This window comes from Pantoea allii (genome assembly GCF_002307475.1).
Lineage (GTDB): Bacteria > Pseudomonadota > Gammaproteobacteria > Enterobacterales > Enterobacteriaceae > Pantoea > Pantoea allii.
Map to the genome: position 1 here is coordinate 366,677 of NZ_NTMH01000003.1, position 22,327 is coordinate 389,003.

The 22,327-nt window shown below is 55.3% G+C and carries 22 protein-coding genes; 6 read left to right on the forward strand and 16 right to left on the reverse strand.

Going from position 1 to position 22,327, the window contains the following annotated elements; translation table 11 throughout:
* Nucleotides 1–26 precede the first annotated feature (26 nt).
* The 12 genes from CMR03_RS02555 to CMR03_RS02610 all read right to left on the reverse strand — a co-directional run bounded on the left by CMR03_RS02555 (nucleotide 27) and on the right by CMR03_RS02610 (nucleotide 11,409).
* The gene (locus tag CMR03_RS02555) at nucleotides 27–869 is read right to left on the reverse strand and encodes a class II fructose-bisphosphate aldolase (RefSeq protein WP_096010663.1); all 843 of its coding nucleotides are present in this window, start codon (nucleotides 867–869) and stop codon (nucleotides 27–29) included.
* Nucleotides 856–2,223 (reverse strand): PTS sugar transporter subunit IIC, encoded by a 1,368-nt coding sequence (locus tag CMR03_RS02560; protein ID WP_063879548.1) that lies wholly within the window; start codon nucleotides 2,221–2,223, stop codon nucleotides 856–858. The genes CMR03_RS02555 and CMR03_RS02560 overlap by 14 nt, the downstream gene beginning before the upstream one ends.
* A complete protein-coding gene (locus CMR03_RS02565) occupies nucleotides 2,216–2,530 on the reverse strand; it encodes a PTS sugar transporter subunit IIB (protein WP_063879547.1) in 315 nt (104 codons plus the stop codon). Before CMR03_RS02565 ends, CMR03_RS02560 begins: the two co-directional genes overlap by 8 nt.
* A 9-nt stretch (nucleotides 2,531–2,539) precedes the next feature.
* Entirely contained in the window at nucleotides 2,540–3,520 is a 981-nt protein-coding gene (locus tag CMR03_RS02570; RefSeq protein ID WP_096010664.1) for a 6-phosphofructokinase, read from the reverse strand.
* Nucleotides 3,521–4,057: 537 nt separating this feature from the next.
* Entirely contained in the window at nucleotides 4,058–4,642 is a 585-nt protein-coding gene (locus CMR03_RS02575) for a YceI family protein (protein ID WP_063879545.1), read from the reverse strand.
* Nucleotides 4,643–4,760: 118 nt separating this feature from the next.
* Nucleotides 4,761–7,037 (reverse strand): pyrroloquinoline quinone biosynthesis protein PqqF, encoded by a 2,277-nt coding sequence (pqqF, locus tag CMR03_RS02580; RefSeq protein WP_096010665.1) that lies wholly within the window; start codon nucleotides 7,035–7,037, stop codon nucleotides 4,761–4,763.
* Nucleotides 7,037–8,179, reverse strand: coding sequence for a pyrroloquinoline quinone biosynthesis protein PqqE (pqqE, locus tag CMR03_RS02585; RefSeq protein ID WP_096010666.1), 1,143 nt, complete (start codon nucleotides 8,177–8,179; stop codon nucleotides 7,037–7,039). Before pqqE ends, pqqF begins: the two co-directional genes overlap by 1 nt.
* Nucleotides 8,166–8,444 carry a pyrroloquinoline quinone biosynthesis peptide chaperone PqqD gene (pqqD, locus tag CMR03_RS02590; protein WP_063879542.1) on the reverse strand — a complete coding sequence of 93 codons (279 nt, stop codon included), beginning with the start codon at nucleotides 8,442–8,444 and terminating at the stop codon, nucleotides 8,166–8,168. Before pqqD ends, pqqE begins: the two co-directional genes overlap by 14 nt.
* Nucleotides 8,445–8,446: 2 nt before the next feature.
* A complete protein-coding gene (gene pqqC / locus CMR03_RS02595) occupies nucleotides 8,447–9,202 on the reverse strand; it encodes a pyrroloquinoline-quinone synthase PqqC (RefSeq protein ID WP_096010667.1) in 756 nt (251 codons plus the stop codon).
* Between the two features lie 3 nt (nucleotides 9,203–9,205).
* Complete coding sequence (gene pqqB, locus CMR03_RS02600; protein WP_096010668.1) at nucleotides 9,206–10,123, reverse strand: pyrroloquinoline quinone biosynthesis protein PqqB; 918 nt, start codon at nucleotides 10,121–10,123, stop codon at nucleotides 9,206–9,208.
* 52 nt (nucleotides 10,124–10,175) lie between these two features.
* Nucleotides 10,176–10,247, reverse strand: a complete 72-nt coding sequence (gene pqqA / locus CMR03_RS02605; protein ID WP_009090272.1) for a pyrroloquinoline quinone precursor peptide PqqA — start codon at nucleotides 10,245–10,247, stop codon at nucleotides 10,176–10,178.
* A 139-nt stretch (nucleotides 10,248–10,386) separates the two neighbouring features.
* Nucleotides 10,387–11,409 (reverse strand): dipeptidase, encoded by a 1,023-nt coding sequence (locus CMR03_RS02610; protein ID WP_096010669.1) that lies wholly within the window; start codon nucleotides 11,407–11,409, stop codon nucleotides 10,387–10,389.
* Nucleotides 11,410–11,596: 187 nt separating this feature from the next.
* Here CMR03_RS02610 and leuA point away from each other — a divergent pair, with 187 nt between their 5' ends.
* On the forward strand, nucleotides 11,597–13,312 hold the full coding sequence (gene leuA, locus CMR03_RS02615; RefSeq protein WP_096010670.1) for a 2-isopropylmalate synthase: 1,716 nt from the start codon (nucleotides 11,597–11,599) through the stop codon (nucleotides 13,310–13,312).
* Here leuA and CMR03_RS02620 read toward each other — a convergent pair.
* Both CMR03_RS02620 and CMR03_RS02625 read right to left on the reverse strand, forming a co-directional pair.
* Complete coding sequence (locus CMR03_RS02620; RefSeq protein ID WP_063879537.1) at nucleotides 13,233–14,015, reverse strand: AraC family transcriptional regulator; 783 nt, start codon at nucleotides 14,013–14,015, stop codon at nucleotides 13,233–13,235. The genes leuA and CMR03_RS02620 overlap by 80 nt on opposite strands.
* The gene (locus CMR03_RS02625) at nucleotides 14,012–14,872 is read right to left on the reverse strand and encodes an NAD(P)-dependent oxidoreductase (protein ID WP_096010671.1); all 861 of its coding nucleotides are present in this window, start codon (nucleotides 14,870–14,872) and stop codon (nucleotides 14,012–14,014) included. Before CMR03_RS02625 ends, CMR03_RS02620 begins: the two co-directional genes overlap by 4 nt.
* A gap of 365 nt (nucleotides 14,873–15,237) precedes the next feature.
* On the opposite strand from CMR03_RS02625, the gene pqqU reads away from it, so the two are divergent.
* The 3 genes from pqqU to CMR03_RS02640 all read left to right on the forward strand — a co-directional run bounded on the left by pqqU (nucleotide 15,238) and on the right by CMR03_RS02640 (nucleotide 18,275).
* On the forward strand, nucleotides 15,238–17,367 hold the full coding sequence (gene pqqU, locus CMR03_RS02630; protein ID WP_096010672.1) for a TonB-dependent receptor PqqU: 2,130 nt from the start codon (nucleotides 15,238–15,240) through the stop codon (nucleotides 17,365–17,367).
* 234 nt (nucleotides 17,368–17,601) lie between these two features.
* Complete coding sequence (locus CMR03_RS02635; RefSeq protein ID WP_063879534.1) at nucleotides 17,602–17,850, forward strand: type II toxin-antitoxin system Phd/YefM family antitoxin; 249 nt, start codon at nucleotides 17,602–17,604, stop codon at nucleotides 17,848–17,850.
* Nucleotides 17,850–18,275 carry a type II toxin-antitoxin system VapC family toxin gene (locus CMR03_RS02640; RefSeq protein WP_063879533.1) on the forward strand — a complete coding sequence of 142 codons (426 nt, stop codon included), beginning with the start codon at nucleotides 17,850–17,852 and terminating at the stop codon, nucleotides 18,273–18,275. Before CMR03_RS02635 ends, CMR03_RS02640 begins: the two co-directional genes overlap by 1 nt.
* Nucleotides 18,276–18,278: 3 nt before the next feature.
* Here the strand turns inward: CMR03_RS02640 and CMR03_RS02645 are convergent, their stop codons facing one another.
* Nucleotides 18,279–18,836 carry an isochorismatase family protein gene (locus CMR03_RS02645; protein ID WP_096010673.1) on the reverse strand — a complete coding sequence of 186 codons (558 nt, stop codon included), beginning with the start codon at nucleotides 18,834–18,836 and terminating at the stop codon, nucleotides 18,279–18,281.
* A 179-nt stretch (nucleotides 18,837–19,015) separates the two neighbouring features.
* The gene (locus CMR03_RS02650) at nucleotides 19,016–19,561 is read right to left on the reverse strand and encodes a helix-turn-helix domain-containing protein (RefSeq protein WP_096010674.1); all 546 of its coding nucleotides are present in this window, start codon (nucleotides 19,559–19,561) and stop codon (nucleotides 19,016–19,018) included.
* 92 nt (nucleotides 19,562–19,653) lie between these two features.
* On the opposite strand from CMR03_RS02650, the gene CMR03_RS02655 reads away from it, so the two are divergent.
* Nucleotides 19,654–20,829: a benzoate/H(+) symporter BenE family transporter gene (locus CMR03_RS02655; protein ID WP_096010675.1), complete on the forward strand. Its 1,176-nt coding sequence runs from the start codon at nucleotides 19,654–19,656 to the stop codon at nucleotides 20,827–20,829.
* A 162-nt stretch (nucleotides 20,830–20,991) separates the two neighbouring features.
* On the forward strand, nucleotides 20,992–22,326 hold the full coding sequence (locus tag CMR03_RS02660; protein WP_096010676.1) for an SrfA family protein: 1,335 nt from the start codon (nucleotides 20,992–20,994) through the stop codon (nucleotides 22,324–22,326).
* Nucleotide 22,327 lies beyond the last annotated feature (1 nt).

Genomic DNA, 22,327 nt, shown 5'->3' on the forward strand with positions numbered 1-22,327 from the left:
TATTCACGTCGGGATAATAAAAGTGCTTAACGGAACAGCTGCATTTTCTCAACTAATACATTGGTGACGGCATTATTGGCAGGCACAAGGAAATTACGCACGCTGTCATTGACTTTGCCTTTCTCAAACGTCGCTTTGCACTGGGCAACCCACTGCACATTCATTTCCGTACCTACGTTAACTTTTTCGATACCGCTGCCCACGGCCAGGCGCATGTCCTCGTCACTGACCCCGGTTCCGCCGTGCAGGACCAGCGGCGTTCCCGTGGCAGCCGTGATCTCCGCCAGGCGTTGATGCTGGATGTGGGCTTTACCGGTGTAAAGGCCGTGAACGGTACCGATGGAGATGGCCAGCATGTCCACGCCGGTTTCATCCACAAAGCGTTTCGCATCCTCGACCGTGGTAAATACGATATCGCTCATTTCCACACATTTTCCGTCTTCAGAACCGCCGATCGCGCCCAGCTCAGCCTCGACGGAAACATTCACGGGACGGGCCATATCAATCACCCTGCGGGTATTCGCGATATTCTCTTCCAGCGATAAATGTGAACCGTCATACATTACTGAACTGAATCCGGCATTAATTGCCGTCTGAATCGCGTCTAAATCGGAACAGTGATCCAGATGCAGACAGGTCGGAATATTTTTACTTTTGGATAATGACTTAATGGCATCAACCAATAATTCGTGTCCCAGATATTTCGCGGTCCCGGTTGATATTTGAATCATCAGTGGACTGTGCGTATTTTCTGCCGCTTTAAAAAAGGCCGGCAACATCTCAAGACAGTGTAAATTAAACGACCCTACCGCTTTAAATTCGCGTTCTTTGGCAATTTTCAGCAATTCGGTAAAGTTATAAAGTTTCATGCACGTTTTCCTCACGGGGCTTAGTGGATTTTCCGTTAACAAACCAGGCGATGGCGGTAACAAAAGCAACGAATACGGCGACAAACAGCCAGTTATGCTGGAAAGCATGTCCCAGAACCAGACCGGTACTGATCACGTCGGAATCACTGAAGGTCACGCCGGTGAAGCCGTAGCTTTCCAGCATCGGTACCAGAATGGCGGGCAGGAAGGTAATAAATAATCCGTGGACGAATCCACCAATCATTGCCCCGCGCCGTCCACCCAGTGCGTTACCAAATACGCCTGCTGTACCGCCGGCAAAAAAGTTGGTCAGCAAGCCGGGCAGAATCATCGCCAGACCAAACATTGGGAAGACCAGCATGCCCACAACAGAGCCGAGCGTGGTCGCAAGAAAGCCGACGATGACCGCGTTAGGCGCATAAGGGAACATGACCGGGCAGTCGAGTGCAGGTTTGGCATCCGGCACCAGTCGCATCGCAATGCCGCGGAAGGCCGGGACCAGTTCATTCAGCAGCAGTCTCACGCCGCTGTATAAAACAAAGACGCCCGCCACAAACTGGATAGACTGCATAAAGGCATACATCAGGTAGTTGGTACCACTGCTGTACTGGGCGATAAAGGCTGGACCTGCCGCCACAGCGGGAATCAGGTACATCGGCACCATGACCACCGCCATCGACAGATAGGTGTCCTGCAAAAACTTAAAGTTATCGGGGAGTTTTAAATCTTCCGTTGAGCGTGAGCCTCGGCCGACGACTTTCGCCACCGCCGCCGTGAGCAGATAACCGATAGTGCAGAAGTGGCCGAGCGCGACGTCATCCGAGTCCGTGATACGACGCACCACCGGCTGGGCCAGTGCCGGCATCACCACCGCCATGATGCCGCCGAAAATACCGCCGGTCAGAATTAACGGTAATCCGGTCAGACCAGCTTTGTAGCCGATCACGGCCCCGATGGTTGCCATCCACAACAGCGCCTGGCCGGTGAGGAAGATGTATTTGAACGGTGTCAGGCGCGCAATGATGATATTGACGATAAAGATCACCAGTAGCGTCATGGCCACTTCCGAGCCCAGCTCACGGTTTGCCAGCCCGGCAATCGCGGCCACGTCGGTGATGTAGCCCTGCATGCCGAAACCGTGGGTAAAAATGCTGTTAAGGAAGGTAAGCGCACCCACAATAATGTTGATGCCCGCCATCATGATCAAGAAGCCCAGAAGGGTTTTAAAGGTCCCTTCCACGACCTTCCCGGCCGATTTTTTTTGCAGGACCAGTCCGATTAGCGCAATAAACGCGATCAGAATAGACGCCTGCCCCAATAAGTCTTTAACCAGAAAATTGATTACACTATTCATGATTAGCAACCTTCACATTACGTTCTTTTAAGAAAGCCACGATCTTTTGCTCAATTTCAGCTTTATCGGTGAGTTTATTTAATATAATTACGCGTTTAATTTGCTCTGGTGTGGCGTCGGCATTTAAGACATCCGCAAAGGCTTTTTGCGTTAAAATCATGTCGGATTTAAATGCGTTAGCTTCTGAAATCGTGGTGTGATCGATATCGGCTTCAATCTCCAGTTTTTTTAAAACTGATTTCGCACTCATTTCGATAGCGAAACTTGATCCCAGACCGCAACCACAGACACATAAAATTTTCAGCATGTTTTCTCCTCACAATATATGCAGTTGTTTAGCGAGTTTATAATGGTGCCCTTCTGTATCGACCAGGCGTTTTTTCATGCTTATTAAGTCAATCGGAATAGGCTTATTGCTGCCATTAATAATGACGGCTTTATTACGCATCCCGGATTGAATACAACGGACGACTTCACTTGCCATAATGGTGCCCTGATAAATCTCCTCACAGGTGGGGTCGCCATTACGCAGCCCATAGCCGACGATCGTTTTGCGAATACGCACGCCGATCAACGGTTCAAGTTGCTTGATTAATGTATCAATCGCGCCCTGAAATCCCGGTGAATATTCTCGTGTGTAACCTTCTGAACAGAGGATTACCACGCTGTTCTGTTCGCTGAGCCGCTGAGTGATGCGTTCTGCCAGCACGCCAGTGGGAATCTGGCACTCCGGGATCAGCGCAAAATCGGCATTGGATTTTATGGCGGACTGTAGCGTCAGCTCACCACAATAACCGCCGAGCAGTTCCACCATAAACACACGTCCGGTTAAGGCCCGACCGGTGTTTCTCAGCTTTGCCACCTCTTTTAAAACCTGCTCACAGGCGGTGGAAAAACCCACGGTGTAATCACTGCCGTAGACATCGTTATCAATGGTCATTCCGATGCCAAAACAGTTGACGCCAAATTCACTCAGCGTGTGCAGAAATTGCAGCGACCCGTCACCGCCAGCCAGAATTAATACATCAATGCGTAATGTTTTTAACTGCCGGGCAATGGTTTCATATTCGCTGCGAATTAATTTTCGCGCAGTTCTGCCCGACTGCATTACCGGAATGGACGTGATGGAAAAATCCAGTAAATCACGCTGCGATTTTTCCTGACAGACATTATCCAGCAGTCCAGGAATGCCGCCATTAAATAACACCATTTCCGCCTGGGTCATTCTGCCCACCTGGAAAATGAAATTATTAATGCCGGTTACGTCGCCGCCGCTAATTACCATTCCGATTCTCATCCTGACTTCCTTCTGGCTTAATGCGTCTGACGCTATTGTTTCGGGATAACAGACTGATATTTGCAATTAAGATCACAAAAATGAGAGGAATTTATTTAGGTGATGTATTGACAGCGCGTACGGATGGCTTATTTATGTGAAAGAAATCACATTTTAATCGCAAAGGTGGGTTGTAAGCTTATCCTTTTAAAACAACGAGTTAAATATGACGATGCCCCTCGCTTTTCTGTCAACGTTTTATCGCGCAGGCGTCGATAAAATCACGATGCAAATTTGTGATTTTCGCCTCATTTTTTTAGGTACGGCAGAGGATTAATTTTACGCGGGACGTGCTCAGGCTTTTTCAGCCGCCGAAAATAACGTGATGAAGTGCTTTTTTTTCAGACAATGCTGGCGCTTTTTGAGCCGGTTTCGGTCGCCGCCGACTCGTTCAGGGCCTGACAACGCTGAATGCAGACGCTGCCGGGTTGCCCGTAGCCAGGCCAGGCAAAAAAAAACCCGGCACCTGAGTGCCGGGCTGAGAACGCAAACGCAGAATTACTTCGCGTACGCTTCGGTAGAGAGCGTCAGTTTCACGTCATCACTGACCGCTGGCACGTACTTGTCCAGTTTGAAGTCTGAACGTTTGATGGTGCCGGTGGCATCAAAACCAATGGCCTGCTTCTTCACCATCGGATGCTCGCCCTGCTTGTTCAGCGTGGCGTGCAGTGTGACAGGTTTGGTAATGCCTTTCAGGGTGAGGTTCCCTTCTACATCGAACTTGTTATCGCCTTTGGCGATGACTTTAGTACTGCGGAAGGTGGCGCTGGGGTATTTCGCAACGTCGAAATAGTCCGCACCTTTGAATTCTTTGGTCAGGGCAGCGACATGGCTGTCAATTTTACTTACCGGCAGGGTAACGTCGACACGCGACTGCTCAGGTTTGCTGCTGTCAAACACCAGGGAACCTGTAGCATCTGGAATATCAGCGGTAGGATGCGAAAAGCCGAAGTGCTCCCAGCTCATCACTACAGACGTATGCTGTGGGTCGAGTTGATAATGCATGGCTTCTGCCTGAGAAGCAGGGACATACAGCGCAGCAGCCGCGAGCAGTGGCAGAGTTAAACGTTTTACATTCTTCACTTTCTATTCCTTATTTTATGGCGTCCATCTGAGTTTGGGGCATATACACGCGAATAAAAAGTGAAGAGATTTGGCGTAAACAATCAAATTTATTCAGCAATATCACTGAGTGATTATTTTAATTCTTACCTTTAGTGTAGAGAATGCGCCAGCGGTGTCGGCAGGTTAACAATCGTTGATGCAGCTGTTGCACCGCTTCCTGAGTCAGTGAGGCGACCTTTTCAGGCTCAAGGTTGGTCAGGCCGTTCGCCTGACGCAGGGCTGCCACCTCGGGGTCTTCTTTCATCCCCATGAGCTGAGTTTTGATCGGGTTGATATCACATTGTGCAACGCCAGGGGTCATGTCATGCAGGAAGGCTTCACAGAACTGAATCAATGTTGATGCCGGACAATCCGGCGACTGTAAGGCAAAAAGAAGGCCATCGGTGTCCACACTGCGATGGTAGCGGCAGCTGACCACATAACCTACCGGCTGCTCAACGCGATAGCGCTGGTAAAAACGCGGCTCACAGATCAGCGCCAGAGCACGAAGCGCTGCCAGTTGCTGCCCGTCGTCCAGGGGAATAAACAGCAAAACAGCACTGTCATCCGTCGCCTGGGGGATACAGGTTTCACCGGCAACCGATGCGGGAGCCGGACGCGTCGGGGAATTCACCTTAAGCACACTGAGTTGCTGCGCCACGATCCGCTGCTGGTCAGCATCACCGCCCAACAGGACAGCACGCCAGCCTGCAGGCTCCACAGAGGTAGCCAGTTGGTAAGGCAGTTGCCGCAGCAGCTCGCGTATCGCAATGCCCGGTATGTGTGGTGAGGATGCCCTGGCTGGCTGGCTCAGGCGTTGCAGAAGCTGCGCCAGCGCCGCGCTGAGCAGTGTCTTGTCTGACGGCAGCTGCAGCCTGAGTTGCCAGACGCCCTGAACGTCGCGCCACTCGCCGCTAGCGGCAAAATGGCGTAACACCGCAAAGACGGGCCGTAAGGCATGGTCATATGCCGGGCCCGCCGCCAGCGTGGTAAACAGCTCGGGGCGCAGCACCAGCGTACCCGGCGACGTATCCGGCGCGATGTGCGGCAGAACCGCCACATCCGTGGGCGCATCACTGAGTGGGAAAGGACTTTGCTGCGGGTAAAATGACCAGCTAACCGGCGGGCAACGGTGCGCTGGCACCTGCCAGGTTGCCAGCGCGAGTTCATAGCCCTGTATAAGGCGCTTTTCAGCCTGCGTATCGGCGGTACAAAAAAGCGTGGTCGCGGCAGGGGTGGACAATTCGCTTAATAAGGCAGAGATATCAGGACATTCACCCACGGCCGCAAAGCCCAGTGCACGGGCCTGCAGTTGCATCAGTGGCGATTGCGCAGCCAGCCGTTGCTGTGCAAGCTGCCAGTAATGTTGCCGTTGCGCCGTGGTGGTACGGCTTAACGCCTGCAGAAACGCATTCAGGAGTGCCATCACAGGCGCAGGCTGCTCGCTGACGACCGTTATCGCCAGCCAGTCGGTCGTGTCAGATCGATAAAGCCATTTCACCTGCAGGCCGGTCGCGATGTTGCGCGCATGGAGCGAGGCCAGTAAGCCACCCGGCGCCTCATCAAGTAAAAATTCCCGCACCAGAGTGACACTGTCACGAAATCCGGCAGGTAACAACCAGCTTTGCCACAGCGCGGACGGCCCTTCCTGCTGCAAGGCCAGGCTCCGGTCGGGGGACAGCTGAACCGGTTGCGGGGCGATGCTGGCACGCTTGCGCAGCTGCAATGGACGTGGGGAAAATGCGGCGGTAAAGGTTTCTGCCAGATCGGTGAGCGCTTCCAGAGACTGTGGCCCCTGGAGCCACAACGTCATATTCTCGGGGTGATAAAAACGCTGATGAAAGGCCCACAATGCAGCATGCAATTCTGTGACGTTGTCACCAAACGCTGCCCTGTTGCCCGTCTGGAAGCGCTGAAATACGGCGGGGAACGTCACCGGCGTGAAGATAGCGGCTTCCGCCCGCGCCGGAGCATGGTGCTGCAGCAGCCGGTATTCCGCATCAATAACGCCAATCTCCTGGCGTATAGCCTCAAGGGTTAATCGTGGCGCACTCAGCATATCCTGCAGGCGCAGCAGGCCTTCGCTAAAATTCTCAGGCGCGACTTCAAAAAAGTACGCGCTCTGGCGGGCCTGGGTACTGGCATTCACCTGCCCCCCGCAGGCCTGAACCCAACTCATCAACCGCCCGTCATTTGGCCAGCGCTGACTGCCGGTAAAAAGCAGGTGCTCAAGCAAATGCGCCAGGCCGGGCCAGCTATCCGGCTCATCATGGCTGCCTGCCGCGACGCTCACCAGTGCCGCTGACTGACTGGCCTCCGGCTGGTGGATGAGTGTCACCTTCAGTCCGTTGAGTTGCAGGCAACGTGTGTGCATTACAGAATCCGCGTTTTATAAATCAGCTGAGAGTTGCTGCGATTGCGGAACTGTAGCTGGCCGATTTTGATGTCGCTACAGTCAGCTTCACGGCGCGCATCAAGAATTTTACCGTGGTGCGGGGATTTACTGCACACCGGATCGGCATTGTCTGCATCGCCGGTAAGCATAAAGGCCTGGCAGCGACAGCCGCCAAAATCTTTCTCTTTTTCATCACAGGAGCGACAAGGCTCCGGCATCCAGTCAAAGCCCCGATAGCGATTAAAGCCAAACGAGTGGTACCAGATATCTTCCAGGCTCTGCTCAAGCACAGAGGGAAAAGCCACCGGCAGCTGGCGTGCGCTGTGGCACGGGAGTGCCGTGCCTTCCGGCGTGACGCTCAGGAAGATAGCGCCCCATCCGCCCATGCACGGCTTGGGACGTTCTTCATAGTAATCGGGGGTAACAAACAGCAGATTGGTCAGATTACCGCTGTCGCTCATGCGTTCACGGTACTGGTTAACGATGCCTTCGGCCCGGGCAATCTGCTCACGGGTTGGCAGCAGGCCCTCGCGGTTTAACTGCGCCCAGCCGTAAAACTGACAGGTCGCCAGCTCCACGTCATCGGCTTCCAGCTCGATACAGAGATCGATGATCTTATCGATCTGGTCAATATTGTGACGGTGCAAGACGAAATTCAGCACCATGGGATAACCATGGGCTTTGACCGCGCGCGCCATGTCCAGCTTCTGCTGAAACGCCTTTTTAGAACCGGCCAGCGCTGCATTCAGGGTTTCATCACTGGCCTGAAAACTGATCTGAATATGATCCAGCCCGGCGTCGCTGAATGCCTCCAGCTTTTTCTCCGTCAGGCCGATTCCGGAGGTAATGAGGTTGGTATAAAAACCTAAATCGCGCGCCGCTTTGATCAGTTCGGGCAGGTCTTTCCGCGTCAGCGGCTCACCGCCGGAAAAGCCGAGCTGCACGCTGCCCATGGCACGTGCCTGGCGGAACACCTCAATCCACTGCTCGGTGCTCAGCTCTTTTTCCTGCTGGGCAAAATCCAGCGGATTCGAGCAGTACGGGCACTGGAGCGGGCAGCGGTAGGTCAGTTCTGCCAGCAGCCAGAGCGGTGGGTTCACGCCGGGTTTATGCTGGGTCACGAAACTGTATCCACTTTTGTTCATACGCTGACTGCAGGAATTCTTTAACATCCTCGCCGACGCCACCTGCTTCGGGAAAACGGGCATCCAGGATGGCAATGATGGCGGCAATATCCTGTTTGCCGTCCACCAGCGCCAGAATGGCGGCGGCCGTTTCATTGAGTTTCGCCATGCCTTCTGGATAGAGCACGACGTGACTGTCCTGAGCTGCTTCCCATTGCATACGGTAGCCACGGCGAAAAGCGGCAATTGCGTGTTCGTTCATCGTTATACCAGTCGGGTTGTGTGCCAGGCTGCCTTATCCGTAACGCTATGATAAGGCGGGCGTTTGAGTTCGTAAGCCATTGTCATGGCATCCAGCATCGTCCACAGAATATCCAGCTTGAACTGCAGAATCTCTAGCATGCGGTTCTGTTTTTCAGCGGTATCACAAAATGCCAGCGCCAGCGCCAGGCCGTGTTCAACGTCGCGGTTCGCCTGACTCAGGCGGCTGCGGAAATAGAAATAGCCCTCTTCTTTGATCCACGGATAGTGCTGAGGCCAGCTGTCGAGCCGCGACTGATGAATCTGGGGAGCAAAGAGTTCGGTAAGGGAACTGCAGGCGGCTTCCTGCCAGTTAGCGCGGCGCGCAAAGTTGAGGTAGGCATCAACCGCAAACCGCACGCCCGGCAGGACATGCTGTTCCGAGACCAGCTCATCCCGGCTCAGGCCCACCGCTTCGCCCAGGCGTAACCAGGCTTCAATGCCGCCATCGTCGCCCTGGCTGCCATCGTGATCCAGGATGCGCTGTACCCATTTACGCCGGGTCGCCGGGTCCGGGCAGTTGGCCATGATCGCCGCATCTTTGAGCGGAATACTGGTCTGATAGTAGAAGCGGTTCGCCACCCAGCCCTGAATCTGCTCAGGCGTGGCCTGGCCGTTATGCATCGCAATATGGTAAGGGTGATGAATATGGTAGTACGCGCCTTTATCGCGCAGCGCCTGTTCAAAGGCCTGCGGCGACAGGGTTTCCGTAATCAGCATGATTTAGTCCTGAAGATGTATCGTCATCCCATCATGGCTCACCTCTATTCCCTGTTGTGACAGGAAGTGCCGCTGAGGTGACTGTTCGTTAAGAACAGGATTGGTGTTGTTAATGTGAATTAAAATTTTACGTTTTGCCGGCAGCCGGGCGAGTAATGCCATCAGCCCCTGCTCGTCGGCCAGCGCCAGGTGCCCCATCGCTTTTCCGGTATTTTTGCCCACTCCGGCGGTCAGTAACTCATCATCCTGCCATACCGTCCCATCAATCAGCAGGCAATCGGCCCGCTCCAGCCAGGGAAGGAGCACCGCATCCGGCTCACCAAGGCCTGGCGCATACAGCAGTGTCTGACCATTAGCGCGATTTTCAATAAACAACGCCACGTTGTGGCCCGGTAGCGGACGATCGCGGTATGGCGAGTATGGCGGCGCATTACTGAGAATCGGGATGGCGGTGAACTGAAGATCCGAACAAACATCGACGTTAAACGGCGTTAACGGACGAATGGGCCGATGCTGCAGTCCGCCATTCCAGTGTTTGAGCATGGTAAAGACCGGGAAACCGGTGGTCAGATCGTCATGAACTTCGGGCGTACACCACACCTGATGTGGGCAGCCTTCACGCAGGCTGAGCAGGCCCGTAGTATGGTCAATCTGGCTGTCGGTAAGAATTATGCCGCCGATGGCTGTACCGCGCAGGACGTTTTTTTTAACCAGTTCTGGCGTGTGCAAAATCTGCTGGCTGATGTCAGGAGAGGCATTGCATAAAACCCAGTCTTCTCCGTTATCGCTAACGATGATCGAGGACTGAGTACGCGGCGTGGCCTGGAGGGTGCCGTTACGCACACCCTGGCAATTGGGGCAGTTGCAGTTCCATTGCGGAAATCCACCGCCTGCAGCAGATCCAAGGACTTTAATAAACATGAAAGGGACCAGGTGTTGAAACGAAATGCCCGCGCAAACGGCGGGCAAATGATTAGCGGTTGGAGATGTACAGCGTGACTTCCAGACCGAGGCGCAGATCAACAAACGTTGGTTTTTTCCACATAATTTTCTTCCTTATAGATAAACAGACAAATAAATTACTGCAAAACAGCAGTGTGACAGGGATTGAAATGCGAACCTTGTCACACTATTTTCTCGCAGACCGCACAGTGAAATCAATGAAAAGCCCGTAAGAAAACGTGTTAACCCAGCCAGGTTTGTTGCAAAACCCGCAGCCAGTTTCCCCACGTTAATTTCTCCAGTACGTTTTGATCATAGCCCGAGTCGCGAAAAACGGCGAGCAATCGCGGCAGACCGCTCACGTCGCCCAGCGCTTCCGGCGGCGAAATCCCGTCAAAGTCCGATCCGAACGCCACATGATCGTCGCCCATTATGTTAATCAAGTGATCACAATGTTTGACGATTTCTGCCAGATCGGTGTCGCTGTCACGTTTACCGTCGGCGCGAAGGAAAGCGTTGCCAAAATTAATACCGACCACCCCACCGCTCGCACGGATAGCCTTGAGCTGGTCATCCGTCAGGTTTCGGGGCTGTGGGCACAGAACATGGGCGTTGGAGTGGCTGGCAACCAGGGGCGCGTCAGACAGGCGGACCGTATCCCAGAAGGCTTTTTCATTCATATGCGAAACATCAATCATCATGTTTAGCGCAGCGGCCTGGCCGATCAGCCTTTCCCCCTCTGCCGTCAGCCCTGGTCCTGTGTCCGGCGATCCCGGGAAACTGCCGTTAACGCCTTCTCCAAAGCGGTTTTTCAGGTTCCAGAATGGCCCGATGGAGCGGACGCCAGCCTGATAAAAGGCGTTCAGCGTTTCGCCGTCTGCGTCCAGCGCGTCAGCGCCTTCAATATGCGCCACCAGCGCCAGAACCCCTTCAGCGCGGCAGGCTTCGATCTCTGCGGCGCAGTGGCAAAGCCTGGCGCGCCCGTCTGACTGCGCGGCTATTTGCTGCAGTATCGCCAGTTGCTGCCACATAATGGTCAGTGGCTCATAGGCTTCTTGCGCCGCACGCGCCGGGGCGACCTGGGCAAGGTAGTCCTGCGGCGGTACAAAAAGAGCAAACAGCCCACCGGCAAAACCGCCCTGCTGCATACGAGAAAAATCCAGATGGCCTTTCGGCACGCCCGCAAAGAATGCCTCTGCGGGCGCATCGCGATGGTACAGCCACAGATTAAGTAACAGATCGTTGTGCCCGTCAAAAACCAGCATAGGAAAACCACCTTGGGAAACATCGGCTTATGCTACCGCTCTCTTTCCGCTTCGGCAAACGCCTGCGCACGCAGCGCCACAAGCCGTCAACAAGGTTGTCACTTTTGCGCTTCAGGTTGTCAGTTTTCCGCGCGCGACAGACTTCTCGCCACGCCACACTGGCTTAAACACCTACAAGGAGATGACTATGTTGATGCACCCGGCTGAGAAATACCGCCCGTTTCCGTCCGTTGAGCTGGCTGGCCGCCAGTGGCCTTCACAACAGATCACCCGTGCGCCGCGCTGGCTGTCTACTGACCTGCGGGATGGAAATCAGGCGCTGGCGGAACCGATGAACCGCACGCAAAAACTTCAGTTCTGGCAGTTGCTGCTGGACTGCGGTGTCAAAGAAATTGAAGCCGCTTTTCCTTCCGCCTCGCAAACCGATTTTGACTTTGTGCGCGACCTGATTGAACAAAAGCGAATTCCAGATGATGTGACGCTGCAGGTATTAACGCCCGCGCGTCAGGACCTGATTGCAAAAACCTTCTGTGCACTGGAAGGGGCACCGCGCGCCATTGTGCATTTGTACAATGCCACCGCCCCCTTATTTCGTGAGCGCGTGTTTAATCAGAGTAAACAACAGATCGTGGCGCTGGCGACCGCAAGCGCACAACAGATTCGAGCCGCCTGTGAGGCCGCGCCCGAAACACAGTGGAGCTTTGAGTACTCGCCGGAAACCTTCTGTTTTACAGAGCCCGCCTTCGCGCTGGAGATTTGTGAAGCGGTCGCCGACGTCTGGCAACCCAGCGCGGAACGGCCGATGATCATTAACCTGCCGGCCACCGTTGAAGTTAACACGCCGAACGTCTACGCCGATCAGATAGAGTTTTTCTGCCGCCACTTTAGCCGACGTGACGCGGTGTGTATCAGCGTTCATCCTCATAACGACCGGGGGACGGGCGTGGCCTGCGCGGAACTGGCTCTGCTGGCGGGTGCCGATCGCATTGAAGGCTGCCTGTTTGGCAATGGCGAGCGTACCGGTAATGTCGATTTAGTCACGTTGGCGTTAAATCTTTATACCCAGGGCATTGCGCCAGGACTGGATTTTAGCGATATGGCCCGGGTGATTGAGGTGGTCACCGACTGCAATAAACTGCCGGTCCATCCCCGTCATCCCTATGCAGGCGAGCTGGTTTTTACCGCTTTTTCCGGCTCTCATCAGGATGCGATCAAAAAGGGATTCGCTTATCGCCACCAGCACCAGGAAACACGGTGGCAGATCCCCTATTTGCCGCTCGATCCTGCCGATATTGGATGCAGTTATGAAGCCGTTATCCGGGTAAACAGCCAGTCAGGTAAAAGCGGCGCGGCCTGGTTGCTGGAGCAAAACCACGGCCTGCACCTTCCCCGTGCACTGCAGCAGGATTTCAGCCGTTGTGTTCAACAGGAAACCGATCTGCATGGAAAGGAAATGACGCAGCATGCTGTCTGGCAACTTTTTTGCCGTCACTATCAGATTGAACAGCCTGCCCTGCGCCTGATGGATGCACACAGTCAAAGCGAGTCGGGCGAGCAGACGCAGTTGCGGGCTCACGTCCATCATCACGACCGCACCGTGCCGCTGACTGGTAGCGGGAATGGCCTGCTTTCCGCCGCCGTTACGGCACTGCGTCAGACGCTGGACCTGGCGCTGACCATTGAACATTATCATGAACACACGCTGGGAAAACGCAGCGACAGCCGCTCAGTCGCCTATGTCAGCTGCATGAATCTTCAGGGCGAACGCCACTGGGGCGTCAGCATCGACAATGATACGTCGCGCGCCGCACTGCAGGCGTTGCTTAACGCGGCGAGCCACTTTCTGCCGCAGGAAAGTAGTCCGTTGGTGACACGCCCAGCAGACGGCGAAACATGGCGCTGAAGGCACTTGGGCTTTCATAGCCCAGATCCAGAGCCACGCGTAATACGCTGTCGCCCTGTGCCAGCCGCGTCAGGGCGATAGCCACGCGGGCTCGCCGTACCCAGTCGCTGAACTGCAGGCCGGTTTCACGTACAAAATGGCGAGCCAGCGTTCGACCAGACAGGTTGAGCCTGGCGCTGGCTGCCGCCAGCGACCAGTCGCCAGACAGATCAGCCTGAACCTGCAGGCAGAGCGCCTGTAAACGTGGACTCTGTGGCAGGGGCAAGGCAAAAGGCAGCACGTCCATGCTGCGTATCTCATCCAGGATCAATTCATAAATCCGTTCGGTGCGGCTGGCTGGCGCGTAGGACACAGGCAAATCGATGGCGTTGATAATCAGCTCGCGCAGCAGCGCAGAAATTTGCACGACCTGACAGCTGGCGGGAAGATCGGCTCTGGCAAAGGGATCGATAAACAGCGTGCGCGCAGCGACTGCCCCGGTGATGTGTAAGCTGTGGCGGGTGAAGGCAGGCAGCCAGACGCCACGGCTGGGCGGTACGGTCCAGCTGCCCAGTTCCGTTTCAACCCGTACTACGCCGCTCAGCGTATGAATAAGCTGCGCGCAGCTGTGATGGTGCCAGGGTTCTGTGGCACCATGCGGATAATCGTGCGCCAGCGGCACCAGCGGGCGGGTGCTGAAATCAAAACTGACCGTCGAACTCATTGCGATTTAAGATACTTGTAGATCACCGCTAAATCCTCTTCACCGTGCCCGGCTTCCACGGCCTGCTGCCAGACGCTGGCGATATTTTCCAGTGCGGGCAGTGAACGCTCAGAGGCATCCAGCGCCAGCTTTGCGTCTTTGAGCGCCCATTGCAGATGCATCTGCGGGGTATAATCATCGCTGGCGATCATGCCCAGCTTCATTTTGGCATAGGGCACGGCCAGCGGGCCGCCGTCCAGCACCTGCCACAGGTCGTCGGTGGAAAACCCAAACTGGTCGGCGAGCCGGGTACTTTCGGCCAGACTCTGCATCAGACCAATGAGCCAGCTGTTGATGACCAGCTTCATGCGCGAACTCTTGCCCGCCTCACCCAGCCACTGCGTTCCTTTACCTATCGCGCCGAACACGGCTTCTGCTGCCTGAGCACGGGACCGATCGCCGCTGGCCATCACCAGAATCTGGGCGTTTTCTGCGGGGGCTTTGGTGCCGGAAACCGGCGCGTCAATAAACACCACATCGGGGCGCGCCTGAGCGAATAAGGCAATCAGCGCATCGGTTTTTTCCACACCGATGGTGCCCATCTGGCACAGGGTTGCGCCCTGTTTTAACGCCGCTTTCGCCTCATGCAGCACCTGCTCTGTGGTGCTACCGTCCGATAACATCGCAATCACGACGTCGGCCTGCTGCACTGCGTCCGCGGCGGATGCGGCTAACGTCAGCCCGGCGTCAATCAAATCTTCGCCCCGTGCGCGGGTGCGGTTCCAGCCGTAAACCCTGAAACCTTTTTTGAGTAAATTGGCGGCAAAGGCGTGCCCCATGGCGCCTAATCCCAGTACTGCAACATCAGGTTGTTTCATGCTGATTTCCTTATTTTTGATTAGTGGTGTCCGCCTTAAGCTTACCCGGCTGTGCACGCTAAAATGTAGCACCTGTGACCCTGTACGTCCGCTGGCGTTTGCCTTACTGGCTTGCCCGCCTGCCCGCCCGTCGTGCGTTATCACGGGGTTAACCGCGCTAAGGGCATGACGTTTTAACGCCATGACGATCATATAAACCGATCAATCATTTACGATTTCCAAACAACTGACAAAGCTATTAATATATGCCGCGATTGTTCCAGTTGGTTCGTTTAGCACCACTAGTTTCGCGACCTGCCGTTAACCGCTGTGGTTTTAAGCCACTGGTTGGCAGGCGACATACCCAGGGAATCGGCCAAATACAAATGAATATTAAGCGATTACGTCGGGTCAGCCTGCCGTTTTTAGTCCTGCCTGCCACATTTTCTTCGCTGCCGCTCTTCGCAGCAGACGGCGATAATACGCTGGTCGTCAGCGCGGCACCGTCCGCAAAAGGCCTGAGCGAACTTGATACGCCTGCCGCCGTTAGCGTGGTTAACGGCGATGATATGCGCCAGGCCACGCCGCGCGTTAACCTGTCAGAAAGCCTGACCAGCGTACCAGGATTGCAGATCCAGAACCGACAAAATTACGCCCAGGACCTGCAGTTGTCCCTGCGCGGCTTTGGTTCCCGTTCCACTTACGGGGTGCGTGGCCTGCGTATTTATGTTGATGGCATTCCTGCCACCATGCCGGATGGTCAGGGGCAAACGTCTAACATTGATATCGGCTCGGTTGATCGGGTGGAGGTATTGCGTGGGCCGTTTTCTGCGCTGAATGGCAACGCCTCCGGCGGCGTGATTAACGTCATCACCCAAACCGGACAGCAACCCCCGACGCTCGAAGCGGGTAGCTGGTTCGGTAGTTATGGCAGCTGGCGCAACAGCGTGAAAGCCAGCGGTGCCACTGGCGATGGCACACATGCCGGCGACGTTAACTACACGATTTCCGCCTCGCGCTTTACCACTCACGGTTATCGCGACCACAGTGCCGCGCAAAAAAATCTTGGTAATGCAAAGCTGGGCGTGCGCATCGATGACGTCAGCACCCTGACGTTGCTGTTCAACAGCGTTCATATCGACGCGCAGGACCCGGGCGGCTTAACGCCGGACCAGTGGCGGGCAAATCCCCGTCAGGTTGTCAGCACCGTCTCGCTGTTCAATACGCGCAAAACCGTCGATCAAACCCAGGGCGGCCTGCACTATCAGCGCCAGATGAGTGAAAACGATGACCTCAGTGTGATGATGTATGCCGGTACGCGTGAAACGACGCAGTTCCAGTCGATTCCTGTCAGCGTGCAGCGCAACCCGTCACATCCCGGTGGCGTGATTTCCCTGACTCGCCACTATCAAGGCATTGATACCCGCTGGACGCACCGTGATGCCCTGTTTTCGGTTCCGGTAACGCTTACCGGCGGACTTGATTACGAAACCATGCGCGAGCAGCGTAAAGGTTTTGAGAATTTCACCACGGTAAACGGCGTCACGCAGTTTGGCGAACAGGGAAATATGCGTCGCAACGAACGCAACCTGATGTGGAATCTTGATCCCTACCTGCAAACCAGCTGGCAGCTCAGTGAAAAATGGTCACTGGATGCAGGCATCCGTTTCAGTACGGTCAGTTTTGACTCCAACGATGTTTACATTACGCCAGGTAATGGCGATGACAGTGGCGATGCCCGTTACCACAAATGGCTACCCGCCGCCGCGTTGAAGTACGCCTTTGACGACAGCTGGAACACCTATCTGTCGGCCGGACGCGGCTTCGAAACGCCGACAATAAATGAACTGTCCTATCGTTCAGACGGACAGTCTGGACTGAATCTGGGGCTGAAACCCGCGACCAGCGACACGGTTGAGTTAGGCACTAAAAAACGGCTGGGCAATGGCCTGGTCAGCGCCGCCATTTTCCAGACCGATACCCAGGATGAGATTGTGGCTGACAGCAGCAGCGGCGGGCGTACCACCTATAAAAATGCGGGAGAAACCCGGCGTCGTGGCCTGGAGCTGGGCCTTGATCAGCAGTTTAACTATGACTGGCGGCTGAAGATGGCTTACACCCTGCTGGATGCGCGCTATCGCACCAATGCCTGTGGTGACAACAGCTGCAACGGCAATCGTATTCCCGGCATCGCGCGCAATATGCTTTACACCGGGCTGGCTTACGCCCCAGAACAGGGTTTTTACGCCGGGGCAGAATGGCGTTACATGAGCAATATTGCGGCGGATGACAGCAATGACGTCCGCGCGCCCTCTTACGCCATTACCTCGCTGAACAGCGGCTATAAGTGGCAGGTTGCCAACTGGACACTGGATCTGTTTGGTCGGGTAGATAACCTGTTTGACCGGAATTACGTGGGCTCGGTGATCGTCAACGAAAGTAACAGCCGTTATTTCGAACCGGCACCGGGGCGCAACTACAGCGTGGGCCTGACGGTCAGTTACGCTTTCCAGTAATACAGGGCGGCCGCGCCGCTATCACGCGGCCGCCGCTCTGGTGGCCTCTCTCCGCTATCCTTCCTGACGCTGGCATCTCGCTGTCGTCAGTCAGTTCATCGTATCACCCACCCATCCCGGTTTCCGCTGTGCCATTTTGCGAGAACACTCGAGGTTTCGTTCAAAACTTGCTCAAAAAGATCCACTCACATAAACTCTATGTAGTAACGTAACTACATGTGAGGAGCGCTCACGTTGAACAAAATCTATTCAAGTCGTGCCTTTAATCAAGACGTGTCAAAGGCGAAAAAAGAGGCGGAGGACGGCCCAGTGTACATTACCGATCGCGGTAAACCCGCACATGTCCTGTTAACGTTTGAGGCTTATCAAACATTAACAGGTGGCAAAAAAAATCTGGCGATGGCATTAGCCATGCCTGAAACAGCAGATATCGATTTTACACCGGAACGCCTAAGTATTACCGCGCGGGATGTCGATTTCTGATGCGATATTTACTGGATACGAATGTCGTTTCCGAATTGCGCAAGGCAGGAACAGCGCGCGTCGATCCAAACGTCGAAGCCTGGGCTGTCACGGTCAGCACTGACAACACCTTTATTTCCGCCCTGACGTTGCTGGAAATAGAGAGAGGGATTTTGCATCTTGAACAGCGGGATGAAGAGCAGGCCCAACGTTTGCGCCTCTGGTATCAGACACAGGTACTTGAAGCGTATCGTCAGCGAACCTTGCCTGTGGATGGCCCCATCGCGCGGCGCTGCGCCCAACTGCACGTGCCCGACCGGCGCGCTGAAACCGATGCGTTGATTGCGGCAACGGCGCTACAGCACGATTTAATCCTGGTCACGCGTAACCTGAAAGATTTCCAGGGACTGGGCGTCATGCTGCTCAATCCCTGGGATATTGCTTAGCGATTACTGCGCGTTGAGTTTTGCACGCACATCATCACAGCTGCCCGTTTCGCCCAGACGGGGAAACACGCGCTTGATGCTGTTTTCGTGGGTGTCGCTATTAAGGTCAGTCATTGCATCCACTGCCAACGTGACGTTGTAACCTAATTCATAGGCCTGACGTGCCGTCGATTCCACACCAATGCTGGTGGCAATGCCGCAAATAACGACCTGCGTAATGCCACGCTTTTGCAGCTCATCATGCAGCGCCGTGTGATGAAAAGCGCCCCAGGTTTTTTTGGTGATGGTCAGGTCGTTATGCTGCGGTGTCATGGCAGGAACCAGGGTTGCCCAGTTTGCAGGCAGCTCGCCTTCGTGACGCGGCATCTCATTGCGTCCTGGCGCACCGCCAGCAACGTTGACCAGCACAACGGGCAGATCTTTTTCACGGAATGCAGCGGCGAGCATTGCGCAGCGTTCGATAACCGGCTGTGGCTCATGCACAACTGGCAGCGCAACAATCCCCTCTTGCAGATCGATGACGATCAGCGCGGTTTTCGCATCAAGTGTGGTTAAAGCCATGATAATTCCTCTGGAAGCGGTAACAGATAACGAGTCAGTAAGGTGCAGACTGCGACGCTCAGGCAGTCAGCGTTTGCAACGAGGTGCAAACAGGCGTGCAGCGCGGCCTTACAAAGGGGAAGTGAGTATACAAATGCCGGTCAGGTCTGAACAGGCGCGGCTGGTTTCAATTTGTAAGCTCAGGTTCGCCCAAGGTAATGAATCAGGCTGTGAAAGCGTAAGCGGCTGTTCAGGGGATTACGGTAGCTGTGGGCAACATCCGCCCTGAACTGAAAGGCCTCATCCTGTTTAAGTCGCCGCCAGGTATCTTCGATGCCCAGTAACAGTTCCCCTTCCAGCACCACCACCTGCTCAATCACACCGTGCTCATGGGCCGCGGAATCGCTTTGTGCACCGGCCGCCAGCTCAACCGCCAGCAAATCAAAACGCAGTCGTTCGTCATAAGGTAATAGCGGCGTGACCGTCATCTGGGCATTATGCTGTCGGTAACTTGCCACCTCACCGGCGGAAAGCGATACGTTATGAACAAAAAACGAGAACGGGACATTGAACCCGGTGGCGATTTTCCACAAGGTCGCCACCGTGGGGCTGGATTCGCCACGTTCGATCTGACCCAGCATCGCCTTGCTCACGCCCGTTTTTTCCGCGGTTGAAGTCAGGCTCCAGCCGTTGGCCTGGCGCAATTGTTTCAGCGCATCGCCAAGATATTGCTGCAAATTTTCCATGTTGTCTCCTGCTGTACCGCTTCAGTGTAACACTTGTGCGTTATAACGCCCTGTGCGACGATGTGCGCTATAACGCACAAGAGGGTTACATCATGTCTGCACGCCGCGCGCCGTTCCCCATTACCTTGCCCATGACCGTTTCCGGCTTTGTCGCGGTGTTGGTGGGCTATAGCAGTACCGGTGCGATTATTTATCAGGTCGCTCAGTCGGCGGGTGCATCGCCCACGCAGATCGCCGGTTGGCTTTCCGTGATTGGCCTTGCGATGGGCATTGCCTCGGCGGGGCTGTCTCTGGCGTACCGGATGCCGATCTTAGCCGCCTGGTCCACACCTGGCGCGGCGTTACTCGCGACCAGCCTGCAAGGGGTTTCTGTCAACGACGCCGTCGGGGTGTTTGTTTTTGCCAACGCCCTGATTGTGTTGTGCGGCGTAACCGGCCTGTTTGCCCGGCTGATGAACCACATACCCGCCTCGCTGGCAGCCGCCATGCTGGCGGGGATTTTACTGCGATTTGGCCTGCAGACGTTTAGCGATTTATCAGTTAATTTCACTCTGGCCGCATCAATGTGTTTTATCTGGCTGCTGGCACGCCGCTGGTTCGCCCGCTATGCCATTCTTATCGCCCTGCTGGCGGGCTTTGCCATCGCCTTTGGGCAAGGCAGCATTCATTTCCCTGAGCATGTGGCGCGCTTTAGCCTTCCCGCCCCTGTCTGGCCGACCTTTTCACTGCCCACGCTCATGGGTATTGGTCTACCCTATTTTCTGGTGACCATGGCCTCGCAAAATGCCCCAGGCATTGCGACCTTGCAGGCACACGGCTACCGACCGCCAATCTCCGCATTAATGAGCTGGACCGGGCTGCTGGCCCTGGTGCTGTCTCCGTTTGGCGGATTTTCGGTTTGTGTGGCAGCGATCACTGCCGCGATTTGCATGGGCGAAGAGGTGGATGCCGATCCGCAACGACGCTGGATAGCGGCCGCGCTGGCTGGTTTTTTTTATCTGCTGGCCGGATTATCCGGGGCGTTGATTGCCGTGCTGTTCAGCGCACTGCCTGAGGTGATGGTTCAGGTTCTGGCCGGTCTGGCCCTGCTTGCCACCCTCGGCGGCAGTTTGCAACGTGCACTCGATAAGCCCGACGAGCGCGACAGCGCCCTGATTGCCTTTCTGATTACCGCATCCGGCGTGACGCTCTGCGGTATCGGTTCGGCGTTTTGGGGCTTGGTCGGTGGCGTGGTTGCACATCTGTTATTAAAGCGTAAAACAGCGTAACATCATCAGGGCATTGGTTATTTTCCCGGCAGCGGGTCAAAAAACCACGCATTTATCCCCTTTTTCAGCGGTTTGATTTGCCATTGTCCCACGTAAAATCACCGTAATCGACGATAACACGCGATCTTCTGCCTCAGACAACGACCGATAAGGGCTTAACAGGTGGCAAAAACTTTTCTGCGCAGCGGCAATCTGGATGCGGTTCTGGCTTTGGGCGAGAACGGCCAGCCTGTATTTGCTTCCGCCCTGCAAATCCGTGAAACCCTGCGTTTGCGCCGTCAAAGCGCGCTGGCAAATTGCCTGGCCATTCCACAAACCAATGAACGTGGCGACCGGCTTGACTGGTACTCGCCCTTCCCGGGCAAAGTGAAATCCTGGATGGGTGCCAGCGATTATGAACGCCGTCAGGCTTTACAACACCTCACCGCCTGCCAGCAGGACCTGCAGGAGATCAGCGCCCGCGCACGCGATGCAGCTAATCCGGCCATGCGCCTGTTTGGTGCGCTGTTAGGCAAAAGCCTGCACTTCCCTAATCAACAATATGTGTATCTGGTTAACGGTAAACCCGTCATTACCTTTTGGGGATTTGTCGACGCTCAGGAGCGTAATCGTGATGATGCGCTGGCCTGCCTGCGTGACAGCCTTGAAGAGTCACTGCCCACTGTGCTGGTTGAACCGCCACCTGAGCCTGTCGCCGTGGCTGCTGCGCCAGAACCTGAACCTGTGGTGATACCTGAACCCGGGGTTACGGAGCCGACGGTCAGCGATGTCCCTGTTCAGGCACCCGAACCGGTGCCTGTGGCGGCAGTGCGTCGTCGGTCTTTCCGCCTGTGGTATCTCATCCCAACCCTGGCCGTGGCCGCTGCGGCAGCGACGGCTGTTATTTTACATATGCCAAAGTCAGAACCGGTTACCACGGCGCAACCCGTTGCTCAAAACAGCCCGGCTCCTGCGCCGGTTATCGCGAGTAAGCCTCCGGCGGTGGTGGCTTCGGCTGAAAAACTGTCCGCCACGCTGCCACAAAAACCGGCCGCAGTGGTGGCAAACGCCGCGACAGCAACGGCCAGCGCCCCGTCATCCACGCTTTCAAACGTCGTTGTACCGGCAGTGCCCGCTAAACCCGAGGATCTGGTGGTGACACCGGATGCCGTTCGCGATGGCCAGGTACAGGTCATTGATGGTCGCTGGCGCGTGGAGATTGACCAGGTCAAAACCCCAACCGGTAAACCGCCTGTTATGCGCTTCCAGTTCAAAAACGGCAAAGGCAACGTCCAGATTAACCAGGGCAACACCACCTGTAAGGCTGATGTGACCGCTGCGATGACCAGCGCCGGTAACCTGGTGATTGAGAGCCGCTTTACTGCCCGGTGCGCGGACAAATCGCGTTATCGCATGCCGTTGTTAGTGTGTCATTCCAGCATTGGCGCGGCAGCATGTGAAGCACAGTACAGTGGGGATCGTACGTATCCCATTACGATTAAGCGTGAGAGTAAGTAAC